13 protein-coding genes are annotated in these 12,161 nt (G+C 64.2%); 3 read left to right on the top strand and 10 right to left on the bottom strand.

Annotated features, from left to right (window positions below):
- Positions 1-59: 59 nt before the first annotated feature.
- The 10 genes from VGM51_07765 to hisG form a co-directional block, all read right to left on the bottom strand.
- Complete coding sequence (locus VGM51_07765; GenBank protein HEY3412938.1) at positions 60-1,292, bottom strand: glycosyltransferase; 1,233 nt, start codon at positions 1,290-1,292, stop codon at positions 60-62.
- Between the two features lie 18 nt (positions 1,293-1,310).
- A complete protein-coding gene (locus VGM51_07760) occupies positions 1,311-1,892 on the bottom strand; it encodes a helix-turn-helix domain-containing protein (GenBank protein ID HEY3412937.1) in 582 nt (193 codons plus the stop codon).
- A 65-nt stretch (positions 1,893-1,957) separates the two neighbouring features.
- Positions 1,958-2,974, bottom strand: a complete 1,017-nt coding sequence (queA, locus tag VGM51_07755) for a tRNA preQ1(34) S-adenosylmethionine ribosyltransferase-isomerase QueA (protein ID HEY3412936.1) — start codon at positions 2,972-2,974, stop codon at positions 1,958-1,960.
- Positions 2,971-3,186, bottom strand: a complete 216-nt coding sequence (locus VGM51_07750) for a DUF2905 domain-containing protein (protein ID HEY3412935.1) — start codon at positions 3,184-3,186, stop codon at positions 2,971-2,973. The genes queA and VGM51_07750 overlap by 4 nt, the downstream gene beginning before the upstream one ends.
- Positions 3,187-3,191: 5 nt before the next feature.
- The gene (locus VGM51_07745) at positions 3,192-4,505 is read right to left on the bottom strand and encodes a glycoside hydrolase family 76 protein (GenBank protein HEY3412934.1); all 1,314 of its coding nucleotides are present in this window, start codon (positions 4,503-4,505) and stop codon (positions 3,192-3,194) included.
- Between the two features lie 42 nt (positions 4,506-4,547).
- Complete coding sequence (locus VGM51_07740) at positions 4,548-5,585, bottom strand: tetratricopeptide repeat protein (protein ID HEY3412933.1); 1,038 nt, start codon at positions 5,583-5,585, stop codon at positions 4,548-4,550.
- A complete protein-coding gene (locus VGM51_07735; protein ID HEY3412932.1) occupies positions 5,582-6,874 on the bottom strand; it encodes a zinc-ribbon domain-containing protein in 1,293 nt (430 codons plus the stop codon). The genes VGM51_07740 and VGM51_07735 overlap by 4 nt, the downstream gene beginning before the upstream one ends.
- A gap of 65 nt (positions 6,875-6,939) precedes the next feature.
- Positions 6,940-7,959, bottom strand: coding sequence for a Holliday junction branch migration DNA helicase RuvB (ruvB, locus tag VGM51_07730; GenBank protein ID HEY3412931.1), 1,020 nt, complete (start codon positions 7,957-7,959; stop codon positions 6,940-6,942).
- A gap of 20 nt (positions 7,960-7,979) precedes the next feature.
- The gene (gene ruvA / locus VGM51_07725; GenBank protein HEY3412930.1) at positions 7,980-8,582 is read right to left on the bottom strand and encodes a Holliday junction branch migration protein RuvA; all 603 of its coding nucleotides are present in this window, start codon (positions 8,580-8,582) and stop codon (positions 7,980-7,982) included.
- An 85-nt stretch (positions 8,583-8,667) separates the two neighbouring features.
- The gene (gene hisG / locus VGM51_07720; protein ID HEY3412929.1) at positions 8,668-9,549 is read right to left on the bottom strand and encodes an ATP phosphoribosyltransferase; all 882 of its coding nucleotides are present in this window, start codon (positions 9,547-9,549) and stop codon (positions 8,668-8,670) included.
- Positions 9,550-9,785: 236 nt separating this feature from the next.
- Between hisG and VGM51_07715 the strand changes: the two genes are divergently transcribed.
- Genes VGM51_07715 through VGM51_07705 form a run of 3 tightly spaced genes read left to right on the top strand, consistent with a single transcriptional unit; the run spans position 9,786 to position 12,155 of the window.
- Positions 9,786-10,385, top strand: coding sequence for a sigma-70 family RNA polymerase sigma factor (locus VGM51_07715; GenBank protein ID HEY3412928.1), 600 nt, complete (start codon positions 9,786-9,788; stop codon positions 10,383-10,385).
- Complete coding sequence (locus tag VGM51_07710; GenBank protein HEY3412927.1) at positions 10,372-11,163, top strand: hypothetical protein; 792 nt, start codon at positions 10,372-10,374, stop codon at positions 11,161-11,163. The genes VGM51_07715 and VGM51_07710 overlap by 14 nt, the downstream gene beginning before the upstream one ends.
- Positions 11,160-12,155 (top strand): hypothetical protein, encoded by a 996-nt coding sequence (locus VGM51_07705; protein HEY3412926.1) that lies wholly within the window; start codon positions 11,160-11,162, stop codon positions 12,153-12,155. The genes VGM51_07710 and VGM51_07705 overlap by 4 nt, the downstream gene beginning before the upstream one ends.
- Positions 12,156-12,161 lie beyond the last annotated feature (6 nt).

Genomic DNA, 12,161 nt, shown 5'->3' with positions numbered 1-12,161 from the left:
ATCGCTTCCTCCGTGAACCTCCGTGCCCTCCGTGCCCTCCGTGGTTCATCTGGCGGCCGTCACCTACCCCGCTTCTCCGCGATCACATCCGCGTAGATCTCACGAAGCCGCTCCCCCGCCCCTTCCTCGCTGAACCGCTCCGCGGAATCCCGGCCCAGATCCGCCAGGCGCCGCCGCTTGTCCGCATCGCCGGCCAACTCCAGCACCCGCTGCGTCATCAGCGAAGCGTCGTTCGGGATCAGATAGCGCTCATAGCCCTCCGGAAGCACCGACCGGGCGCCCGGGGACTCCACCGCCACGAACGGCAGGCCGGCGGCCATCGCCTCGCACAGCACCAGGCCCTGCGTCTCCGTGAACGATGGAAACGCCAGGATGTCGGCGGCGGCGTAGTAGTCTCGCATCTCTTCGCGCTTCGCGTAACCGGCAAAGCGCACCCGGTCCCCCAGCCCGCGCTGATTGGCCGCGGCCTCGGTTGGCGCGAGGTCGGGGCCGCCCCCGGCAAACAAGAGGACGATGTCGGGATACGAGGCGGCCACATTCTCCAGCACATCCAGCAACAGCGGGATGTTCTTCTCCGGCGCCACGCGCCCCGCGTACAACAGCACCAGCGAGCCGTCCGGGATGCCCCATCGCTCTCTAATGCCGGCCCGGTCGCCGCCGCGGAACATGGCGGTGCGGATACCGGTCGCCAAGATGGATACAGGCTGCGTCACCCCCCACGAGGCCAGCACGTCGCGGGCCGCTTCGGTGGGCGCGATGATCCTGTCCGCCGCGTTGCAGTTCATCCTGGTCCAGCGGAGGATGCTGGGCAGCGAAATCCACCGCGGGATGAACGGCGTGTAGTGCGTGTACTCCGTGTAGAGGGTGTGGAAGGTCGTCACCAGCGGAACGCCCCTCCGCTTCGCCCAGCGCCGCCCCTCGGCGCCCATCGCGAACGGGGATTGCGTGTGAATGAGGTCTATGTCCAGGCGGCCCAGCATATCGTCGAGGGCGCGCCGGGTGTTCAGGCGATACACAGTTGCGCCAAACCCGATGCGCAATATCCACTGCAGCCCCGGAAAGCGGCCCAGCGCCATCGTGTATTCGGGCTCGTATTGCAGCCACCGCGACTTGAAGCGGACCGAGGGGTACCGCGTCACAAGCGGGTCTTCATCCTCGTAGTCCGGCATATAGGGAGCGAAGATGTGAACGGTATCGCCGTGGTTCCTCAGTTGCTCGGTGAACGTGGTTACGGACACCGATACGCCGTTGACGTAGGGCTTGTAGCTTTCCGAGAAAATAGCGATGTTCAATGCAAACCCAACCCCGGATCAGTCGTCGGTGGGAACGTGCGCCTCGAGGAACTCCAGCACTTTCGACATGCGGAAACGTCGATGGTTCCCCTGTGTGCGCTCCTGCGGCAGGAGACCACGGTTGGTATACCGCCTTACGGTCGTCGGGCAAACATTCAGTATCCGCGCCGTTTCCTCCAGGGTCAACTGCGGGTCCAGCAGGCGGTAGATGAGTTCCTCGCGGGTCTCGCTGAATTTGCCTTTGTAGGAGTTCTGCGCCACTTCGCCCTTGGCGGGGCGCATCAGCAGTTGAACGTGGCGCGGGAGGCGGGCGAACATCCCCGCGGCTTCTGCATCGGATGCCGATACAGGAGGCGAAACCGGGGCCGGCGCGTCCGGCGTCCGGTCGATCTCTTCGGCGATCGCGCGATGCTTCGCCAAAGCCGTCTCTACGTCCTGCGACGCTGTCTGCACCGGCGGCTCAGGGGGTGATACTACCGGCGCCGCGGGCCTCTCCGCCTCGGCGACGGCAGTGGTCGATTCCTGCCGATCTTTGACCGCCTGGGTCTTCTCGTCAATATAGCGCCGCCAATCCCTCAGACTGCCCTGGAACCTGGCCATCCCTTGCCCCCCCAATTATGAATGAATGATGGAAAGATCCGACGCGAGTGCCGAAGCCACCCCTCTCACAGGATCAGCATGGCATCGCCGAAACTGAAAAAGCGGTAATCGCACTCAACGGCCTCACGGTACGCTTTCATTATCAATTCCAAACGAGAAAAAGCGGAAACCAACATGACCAAGGTTGACTTTGGAAGGTGGAAATTCGTGACCATAGCATCCACTACCCGGAATTCCGACCCCGGGCGGAGGAAAAGCCGGGTCTCCGCCACCCCCGGGTGGACCAAGCCGTCGGCCCGGGCCGAGCTTTCCAGAGCCCTGACGGTTGTCGTTCCGACGGCGAACACCCTCCCGACTGCCTCGTTGATGATACGGGCGTCAGCCTCGCTGATCTCGTACCACTCCGAATGCATCACGTGCTTATCGAGATCTTCCACCTTCACCGGGCGGAACGTGTCGAGCCCGATGTGCAACACAACTTCCGCAACCTGAACGCCCTTGTCGCGCACGGTTTTCAGCAACTCCGGCGTGAAGTGAAGGCCGGCGGTCGGCGCGGCCGCGGAACCCAGGGTGCGCGCGTAAACGGTCTGATATCGTTCCGGGTCTTCCAGTCGCTCCGTGATGTACGGCGGCAGGGGCACCTCGCCCGCCGCCTCGAGAGCCTCATCCAATGAATCCGCGCCTTCAAACCGCACGATGCGCCCACCGGCGTCGGTGCGCTCCAGCACGCGCGCCGTGAACCCGGCGTCGAACTCCAAATGCGTCCCCGGGGGGACCCGTTTCCCCGGTGAAACGAGGGTCTCCCAAACGTCATTTCCGTGCGGTTTCAACAGGAAAACCTCGACCCGGCCGCCGGTGGGCTTTCGCCCCCATAGCCGCGCCGATCGGACGCGTGAGGAATTCACGACCAGAACATCGCCCGGGGAAAGGTACTCGACGATGTCGCGGAAGATCCGGTGGGTGAGTGCGCCTGTCTTGCGGTCCACAACAAGGAGACGCGAAGCATCGCGAGGTTCCACGGGAGTTTGGGCAATACGGTCCTGCGGCAGGAGGTAATCGTAATCCGAGAGGTGGTCACTCACTTGCGGAGGGCCCTCGCGACAGCCATGATGGCGCTCAGGACCACGCTGAGCAGTATGCAGGTTGTGATCGGGATGTAGAGGCGCGCGCCGCCCGAACCGGCGACAATATCGCCGGGCAGCCGACCCGGTTTCAGGCCCGCCCGCTCCATGGCCCATGCGATGGCGCCCAGGCTGAGGCAGACCAGACCGACGCTGAACAGAACCCTCGACATACCGGCTACCCGGCGCCTTTCCAGCCCAAGGCGAGCAACCTGTCGCGAACGGCGGGAGATCCGTCCGCCGCAGCGCCCAACCGTGCAGCAAGACCATCGGCCTCCAGCGCCTTTCCGCGGCGTACGAGGACCTCCCACAGGCGATAGCGCGCTTCAACGGCTTCCGCGTCGCCGGCAACCGCATCCCGAAGCAGCGACTCCGCCGCGGCTTCGTCGCCTTGCCGTGTGGCGAGCAACGCGGCAGCCATCAGTTCATCGGAATCGGGATACGGGGCCAGGAGCCACAACAGGCGCGCGGCGGCGGCGTTCTCGATCAATTCCCTGGGCGCTTCGGGACCGTTCACACCGCGTTCCCACGAGTTTCCGTAGCCGCCCTTCGGATCGCGAACGTAACGAGCGCCGAACGCCGCGTGCGCGCGGACCACGTTCAGATAACGGCTGTCTCCCGTCACATCGTCAAGACGGAGAAGCGATTCCGCGAAGAGGTGGTTGAATCTGGCCGTGTTCGCGATGGCGCCGGTCGCAGGGTCAACCCAGAGTTTGATCCCCGCGTCCGCGGACTTCCGGGCTTCCGCGAGATACTGCTTGTCGCCGGTGAATTCGTAAAGGAGGACTTCCGTGCGGATCATCAGAGCGGTGTTGTACGTCCACTTGGTGCGGTTGATCGCCCCGTCGAGATCCACGTTGTCCCAGTACAGCCCGTCCGTATCCTGCAGATGCGCCCGAACCCAATTCCGTATCTTGACGGCCCAGTCGAGATAGGACTCGTCCTTCGTCCACCGGTACAGGCACAACGCCCCGGTCGCGGCCGGCGCATTGGAGCAGGTATTTTTGCTCTTGTGCGATTCGTGCCAGTAGATTCCGCCGCCCAGCACCGCGTCCCAGCCGCTCAGCACCTGCGCTTGCGTCCGCTTCGACCAGTCCAGGTACGTCTCGTCCCGCGTCACGCCGTACGCCTCGGCGAAGCCGATGACGAGCCATGCGTTATCGTCGTAGTACTTGTCGCTATGGCCCGGTGAGGCCCAGTACGCGTCGAACCCCGGTATGGCGGCGGACTCATCCCAGTATTTGCGAAGGCCGCCGGAGAAAGCCGTGAGGATCGGGAGATACGTATCCGGATCGTACCGGATGGCGCCAACCAGCGAGGAGAACTGCACACCGTTTCCCCACATGAAATCATACGGGTTGGCGTCCGATTTCATGGGGCTCCACGGCCGGTACAGGCCCGCGGACGGATCGTAGTAGTGCGATTGGACGAACGCGGATTGCTGTTCCGCCATGGCCCAGTAGGACGCGGCGGAGGGTTGAGGTTCTGTCATTGTCATGGATACTGCGGCCGCACACGCGGCCGATGCGAAGGGTTAGAGAGCGACGGGTTTCAATCCCGCCGCGCGGGCGGCCACAACCGCTCGCCTGGCTTGTTCGCGATACACCGCCGCGTCCGCGGCATCGGAACCGGTTGACTTTCTAAGAGCCGCAAGGTCAGCGGCGGCGGCCTGGCTCAACAGAGCGTATGCCGTGGCGCGCTGGGCCATCGCGGGATTGGCGCGGGGATCGGAATCCGCCACGATCGGCAGTTCGAGCAGCGCGTCCGCGACTGTCAGGGCTCTGGTGTTTGCATCGAAAACGTCCTGGCGGGCCTGGTCGCCATCGCGCAACGCGACGGCCGCGCGACCCAGGGCATCGATGGCCAGAAGGGTCAGTCTGTCAATGCGTTCCCAATCCGGAGCCGGCTTTCGCGCGAAATCGATCGCGTCCACATAGCACTTCGCCGCCTCGCCGTACAGGTCGCCCTGCATGGCGGCCCGACCCAGCGCCTCTCGCAATGCGCCATCGTTCGGGTTCAGGCGCACCGCCTGACGATACTCCTTCACCGCCTCATCCGCCTTATTCCGCATCAGCACTGCGTCGGCAAGGCTGGCATGGTTCTGCCAATCGTCGGGGCCCAGCACGGTCGCCCGTCGATAGGAATCCTCCGCATCCGATCGGCGGGACGCTGCTTTCTGGGCATCTCCCAGTGAGCGGTAGGCGTCCGCGCTGTCCGGGTGCGCCCTCGCCGCACGGGATGCGATATTGACCGCATCATCAAAGCGATGCTCCCGGATCGCCACCTGAACCAGTCCCGATTGAGCGAGAAGGTTGGAGGGCGAAAGCCGCGCCGCGCGGGTCAGTGTGCGTTTGGCATCCGGAAGCCGGCCCGTGTTCAGTTCCGCGAAGCCCACCTGGGCCGCGACCTCCGCATCCGCGGGATACTTATCCGAAGCGGCCTGCCAGAGCACGAGCGCGTCCTTCCAGCGGCCTTCCCTCGAAGCGGTCTGGGCCGCGTCGAATTCCGACGCCAATACGGAGGGCGCCAGGAGCAGGCTGCCCGCGAGCAGAAAGATCAGGCTGCGTTTCATCGGGTCTCCAGCATCATCAAAGCGCGTTGCGTGGAGCGAAGGCCACGCTGGGCAACGTCCGCGTCGGCGCCGGATTGCAACTGCGCCTGGTAGGCGAGAATCGCCGCGCGGTAGGCGGCCGCGGCGTTTCGCTTGTCCGAGACGCGCTCATACGCCAGGCCAAGCTGCTGATAATTGGCGCCGGTTGCTTCACCGTTGTCAATCCGCTGCTGGAAGCCCCGGATCGCGGCGCCATAGTCCCGCAACATATACGCCTGCTGCGGTGACGACGGCCTCGGCGTCACCGTCGCGGCTGTATTCGCGGTTATGGAAGGGGTTTCCGTAGTGTCCGGCGCAGGGGTCGTGACGGCAGGCTGTGTCGGGAAGGAATTGCCGCCGAACAGCGTTCCCCCACCCGGGTGGGCCGCCGGGGGTTCGACAACGGCGCGCGGCGCCGGAGCGGGCGCAGCGGAAGCGCGGGCCGAAGGCGCCGCCGGCTGCGGAGTGGAGAAACGATTCAGAGGAGAAGCGTCCACCGGCGCGGGGGCTAGGCCGACCGCCGAGCTGCTCACCGGCGGCAGGACCGCGGTCGTCGGATTGAATTGGCCCGACGGCGTCCCGGAGTCCGCCGTCAAATCCGAGGCACGCGGCGTCGCGGCACGAGATGGAACACGAGGCCTGCCCGCGAGGACACCGGTCGGGCGAACAGGCTGCGGCGTTGCCTGCCCCGGGACGGCGGTGGCGGAATAAGGGGACAACTGGCCCGTGGGGGACGTTGGTCGGACATCAGCCTGCGTGTCGCGGCCAGCCCTCAAGGACATCATATTGAGCCCCACGACGGTGATGATCAGCAAGACCAGCAGCGCCACTCCGGCGGCAATCACACCCGGACGATTCCAGTCGAAGGAACCGGAGCCCGCGTGCCCCTGCACTGCGAGCAAGGTGGCGTGATACTCCGGGTTTCCCGGGTCCAGCGCCACGGCGCGTTCCGCATGGCGCAATGCGGAGGCATTCATGCCCTGCTTCAGCCTGGCCTGCGCGGCGATGTGGTGCGCCTCGGCCGAGTTTGCGTCTAGGACGAGCGCGGCCTCCGCGGTGAGCGCGGCCTCCTCGTACCGGCGAAGGGTGAGGTGCTCGCGCGCTTCTATGACCAGGCGCGCCGACTTGGTGTTGCCCGCCGGCTGGCCGCCGATCGGCGGCAGTGACGCGCCGCACTGTGCGCAAAACTGCGCCGTGGGCAGGTTACTCGCTCCGCACGCGACGCACCCGCGGTTTCCGGGCATCGTTGTTGAATTGCTTGGGTCCGCCATGGTATCTCCTACCTAAGGATGATAGCACGCGTGCGTAAAATGTTCCCGGCCGCTGCCTGTAATCCTCACTCGGCAAAGAGCCCGTTGCGGGGTGCGGTGAAGCCGAGGTGCTTGTACGCATCCGGGGTTGCCATCCGTCCGCGGGGAGTGCGGGCGATGAAACCAAGCTGCAGAAGGTACGGCTCGTACATATCCTCGATGGTGTCGCGCTCCTCCGACGTTGCCGCCGCCAGCGTCTCCACGCCAACCGGCCCCCCATTGTACTTCTCGATCATCACACGGAGGAGTTTGCGGTCGAACTCATCCAGCCCGAGGGCGTCGACCTCCAGTTTACTCAGCGCTTCATCCGCCACGCGCGCCGTGATCACTCCGTCGGCACGGACCTCGGCGTAATCGCGAACGCGTTTCAGCAGGCGGTTCGCTATGCGAGGCGTTCCCCGGCTGCGACGCGCGATCTCCCCGGCGCCGCTGTCTTCAATCTCGACGTCGAGGATTTCCGCCGAGCGCAGAACGATGGTGTGCAGTTCCGGCACCGTGTAGAACGCGAAGTAATGATGTATGCCAAACCGGTCGCGGAGCGGCGACGATAGCAACCCGGCGCGCGTGGTGGCGCCGATCAGCGTGAACTGTGGGAGGTCAAGCTTCAGCGTGCGCGCGCTGGGCCCCTTGCCGATGACCAGATCGAGCTGGTAGTCCTCCATCGCCGGATAGAGAATCTCTTCCACCAGGCGGTTCAGTCGATGGATTTCGTCGATGAACAGCACGCTGCCCGGTTCGAGGTTGGTGAGGATGGCCGCAAGGTCTCCCGGGCGCTCAATGGCCGGCCCGCTGGACGTCCTGAGCGTCGCGCCCATTTCGTTCGCCACGATGTGGGCAAGGGTCGTTTTGCCGAGCCCGGGGGGACCGTACAGCAGCAAATGGTCGAGCGCTTCGCCCCGCCGGCACGCAGCTTCGATAGAGATCTCGAGGTTGTCCTTTATTTTCGCCTGGCCGATATACTCGCGCAGACGCTTCGGGCGAAGGGAGAGCTCCCGATCGTCTGCCTCGTGTGTCTCCGGCGATACCAATCGTTCATCGTCTTGCATAGGGATTTACGTCACCCGGGTCAGCGGGCGGTAAGCATCTGAAGCGCCGCGCGCACGATGCCGCCGACGTCAAGGCCGGGAACGGCGCACCGCTCCGCCGCGGTGCGGGCTTGCGGCCGGTTGTAGCCAAGCCCGACCAGCGCCTCGACGGCATCCTTGAGGGCGCTGCCGGCCGGGCCGTCGGGCTCTCCGGCGCCGGAAGCCCTCCGTTCCCAGGATATCTCGGCCATTTTGTCTTTGAGTTCCAGCACGATGCGCTGCGCCGTTTTTCCTCCGACGCCCGGCACCCTTTGCAGCGTCGCAGCGTCCTCGGATACGATGGCCTGCAAAATCTGATCGGACGGCAGCACGCTCATCATGCCTAGCGCCACCTTGGGGCCGACGCCGTTCACGCAGATGAGGCTCTCAAACAGTTCCTGGTCCTGAAGAGCGGGGAACCCGAACAACTGGATCGCGTCATCGCGGACCTGGGTGTGGATGAACAATTCAACCGGCTGCCCGATGACCGGCAACTGGGCCATGAGCGAAAGCGGGACGGAGACGCGGTAACCGACGCCCCCCGCGTCTACGACAACGTAATTGAACCCCGCCATTCGGAGCTTGCCTGATAAAAATGCGATCATTGGAGGAGACAGGAGGCAGGAGACAGGAGACAGGAAGAAGAGGCCGATACCGGCGGCTGCCGCCTGCCTGCTGTCTCCTGACTACTCAGTAAATCACCTTGTTCAGCGGGTATTCCACGAGGCCTTCGGCTCCGGCGCGTTTGAGGCGGGGGATCAAGTCGCGAACCGTCGTCTCGTCGAGAATCACCTCAACGGCAACCCAATCGTCGTCCGCGAGGGGCGACACCGTCGGTTTCTTGAGGGCCGGCAACAGGCTGGAAATGCGATGCATGGACGCCTTGGGCACGTTCATCTTGAGCCCGACGAGGCGCTCGGCATTCAGCGCGCCTTCCAGCAGCATAACGAGGCTCTCCATCTTGGAGCGCTTCCATTTGTCCTCCCACGCCGCCTCGTTGCACACGAAAACGGTGGTGCTCTGCATCAGCTCTTCAATGACAAGCAGATTGTGCGCGCGCAGCGAGGAGCCGGTCTCGGTGTTGACCACGATGGCATCCACCAGTTCCGGGACCTTCACTTCGTCGGCGCCCCATGAGAACTCCACGCTGGCGGTGACGCCACGCTCGGCGAGAAAGCGCTCTGTGAGACGGACGTACTCGGTTGCGATTCGCTTGCCTTCCAGATCCTTAACCGCTTGGATGGGGCCGCCTTTCTGCACGGCGAGAACGATGCGGATGGGGTTCAGCGTTTGCTTGCCGTAGGTGAGACGGGAGAGAATCTTTACGGGTGAGCCGTTGTCCTGTACCCAGTCGAAGCCCGTGAGCCCGCAATCCAGAATCCCCTGCTCCACGTAACGTGGCATTTCCTGCGGGCGAAGGAGGAGCGGTTCCATTTCGGGGTCGTCGACGGAGGGTACGTAAGACCGCCCGCCCGCGACGAACGAGTAGCCGGCCTTTTTGAACAGGTTGAGAGTTGCTTCCTGAAGGCTGCCTTTGGGCAGCCCGATTTTGAGGGTTTGTTCTTGTTTCACGGTGCTGATGATAGGAACGGGCGGGATGAAGGGTCAAATGGGGAGGGGGCAGGAGACAGGAGGTGACGCCGACGCGGCATTGTAATACCGGTCTGAAGGGCCTTCGGCCAATCGTCCTCCGGACGATGGTAGCGGGAGGTTGGTTCATCTAGTCTGCTGCAGCACACTGCCGGGAGAAGTTCGTGACTTTTTGCGTGGCGGCGGCGTCTATGCTGTGAAGATTGAGGAGACAGCGCATGGCAGTCAGAGGCGCCCCGGAGGCGTGCACGGTGGACCAGTTGCTTATGGAACCTGCGCCGCGAGCGACCGACGGCATCGGAAATCCGGATTGGCTCCGTTCCGCACAGGCAGGGGCGCCGTGGGCGCTCGAGTCGATGTATACCGCGCACAGCGACGCGGTTTACGGATTGTGCTATCGCCTGTTGTGCCGCCACGAAGACGCCGAGGACGCGGTGCAGACGACGTTCATCAAGGCGTTTCGTTCAATTGGCCGATTTCGCGGGGAATGCGCGCTGAAGACCTGGCTTCATCGCATCGCGGTAAACCAATCCATCGAGATTCTGCGGAAGCGCAAGTCCTCGCCGCTCGAACTCATTGAAGATGCCTGCGGCCTGGATGACTCTCACCATCTGGCCGAGCGGCTGGCGGTTCAGGAGGCGCTCCGGGGCGTTCGCAGGGACCATTACGTAGTGCTTGTGCTGCGGTTCTGGCAGCAACTGAGCTACGATGAAATCGCCGACCTGCTTCGTGTGCCGCTGAGCACGGTCAAAATGCGCCTGAAGCGGGCAAAGGACGAGTTCAGATCGGTGTATGGGGAGTCTGATGAAAGGCACTAACTGGCTTGCCAAATTGTTGGGCGGAGTGCCCGAGGAGCGTCGCGAAGACGATGTTGAAAACATCCTCGGCCGCGCGGCGCCGGAGATCCCGCGCCTGACCTCGGAACGGTCCAGCCGCATTCTCGCCGCGGCACTGTCTGCCGCAGAGCACAGCGCCTACCCGCCGGCCCGAAAACGCCCGCTCATCCCGGCCTTCGCCCTCGCGGTGGCGCTCCTGGGGATCGTACTCTGGTCGCACCGCTCGCAATTCACGCCGCGCCCACAGGTCATCGCGCGGAATCCTCCTCCACAGGTCAATTCAGAGAAGACGGCCGCATTACGGGCTACAACCGCAGTCGCCCGACGGATCACGAACAAGTTACCCGGACGAAGCTCCAAAGAGAGTTCGCGGGCCACGTTCGGACGGCGCGTCCGCAAAGGGGCAGCGTCCGGCGCGCACACGGGACGACAGCCCGAAGCCCGGCACCCACGCTACACGGGGCCAGCGTCCCAGGCACAACTCGCCCGGATCCTCGTGGTGACCGCGCAACAGGCGCCGATAAAAGTGTCTTCGCGCACCGCGGAGCCGGCCGACCCGGGATTTGCCCGCGTATCCGCTTACGCTACGCCTGACCAGGCATCCGGTGCGATGCTCGAGTATACCGTGGCCGGACCGGGGTCCGGCGCGATACAAACGTCATTTTCGCTGAAGGCTGCATCACAGGACAGACCTGAAGCATTGCTGAGAGTCTCCGTTGACAAGGCGGGACCAGCAGAAACGGAAGGATCAAACGAATGAAGAACCTATCATGGTTGGCCGCTGGGCTGCTGGTTTTCGCCCTCGCGCCGGCTTCGTTACCGGCGCAGGGGCAGACCACCACGACGGCCGACGAGAGTGCCCCCAAACCCGTAAATATCGAGGATCCGATCACCGAGGTGCTCCAGTCCCTGAACGGCCTCCCGGCGGACGTTACCGATACCGACCTTGCGGCCGTGAAGGCGACCGTTGAAGGGCTGCGGGAGAAGATGGGCACCATGCAGCGCATGATCGACGTCGGCGCAGCGCCTACAGGAGACCTGACCGACGTCAAGACGCGCCTGTCCATCGCCGAAAACGCCCTGGAGAAATCCAGGCAGTTGTATGGGTCCAGCCAGAGAATGAAGAAACTGGCCAGCCCGGTTGACGTTCAGTTGAAAGACGCGACTGTGGAGCAGACGGCCCAGGCGCTCTCGCGGGGATCCGGAGTTTCCATTCGCGTGGACTCCAGTGTCCCGAAGAAGACACGGATCACGCTGGAAGCCAGGCGTGTGGCGTTGTCCACAGTGCTGGAAGCGATCGCGCGGCAGGCGGACCTGCTCATCGTCCCGGACGGTGAGGGCGTGCTGCTCCAGGCACGGCCTTCCCTGTCGGTCAACGGCGAAGACCAGATTCATTCGATCAGAAACTGGCCGTGGAGCTCCGGATGGGGCGCCCTCCCCCCCGGAGCGGGCGGACTCTCGGCGTTCGCCATGCCGTACCTGGGCGGTCCCGCGGTCTCGAAAGCCCCGTCCTTCGTTGAGAGTTTCCTGTCGGCGCCAAAGGGTTCGTCGGCCGACACAGGTGTTGCGGTAACGAGCGTGCAGGACCACATCGTGGTAGCCGAGCCGGGCGTCAACGCGAAAGGCGAACAAGGCACCTGGCTGACGGTCTACCGCCTGCAGGGGGAGGACCTCGTGGAGTCGAGCGTCACGTTCCACAAAGCACATGGCTCCACCGAAGGCGCCAGCATCACGGCCAAGCCTGCCAAGTAACAGCGC

The organism is Armatimonadota bacterium (genome assembly GCA_036504095.1).
In the GTDB taxonomy this organism is placed as follows: domain Bacteria; phylum Armatimonadota; class DTGP01; order JAKQQT01; family JAKQQT01; genus DASXUL01.
Note: the sequence above shows the minus strand (reverse complement) of the source record. Positions and strands in the feature narration are given on the sequence as shown.

Excerpts from the sequence above, each read along its gene's own strand:
- VGM51_07760 (HEY3412937.1), bottom strand. The coding sequence starts at position 1,892 with ATGGCCAGGTTCCAGGGCAGTCTGAGGGATTGGCGGCGCTATATTGAC.
- VGM51_07750 (HEY3412935.1), bottom strand. The coding sequence starts at position 3,186 with ATGTCGAGGGTTCTGTTCAGCGTCGGTCTGGTCTGCCTCAGCCTGGGC.
- VGM51_07740 (HEY3412933.1), bottom strand. The coding sequence starts at position 5,585 with ATGAAACGCAGCCTGATCTTTCTGCTCGCGGGCAGCCTGCTCCTGGCG.
- ruvB (HEY3412931.1), bottom strand. The coding sequence starts at position 7,959 with ATGCAAGACGATGAACGATTGGTATCGCCGGAGACACACGAGGCAGAC.
- VGM51_07715 (HEY3412928.1), top strand. The coding sequence starts at position 9,786 with ATGGCAGTCAGAGGCGCCCCGGAGGCGTGCACGGTGGACCAGTTGCTT.
- VGM51_07745 (HEY3412934.1), bottom strand. The coding sequence starts at position 4,505 with ATGACAGAACCTCAACCCTCCGCCGCGTCCTACTGGGCCATGGCGGAA.
- VGM51_07710 (HEY3412927.1), top strand. The coding sequence starts at position 10,372 with ATGAAAGGCACTAACTGGCTTGCCAAATTGTTGGGCGGAGTGCCCGAG.
- ruvA (HEY3412930.1), bottom strand. The coding sequence starts at position 8,582 with ATGATCGCATTTTTATCAGGCAAGCTCCGAATGGCGGGGTTCAATTAC.
- VGM51_07705 (HEY3412926.1), top strand. The coding sequence starts at position 11,160 with ATGAAGAACCTATCATGGTTGGCCGCTGGGCTGCTGGTTTTCGCCCTC.
- VGM51_07735 (HEY3412932.1), bottom strand. The coding sequence starts at position 6,874 with ATGGCGGACCCAAGCAATTCAACAACGATGCCCGGAAACCGCGGGTGC.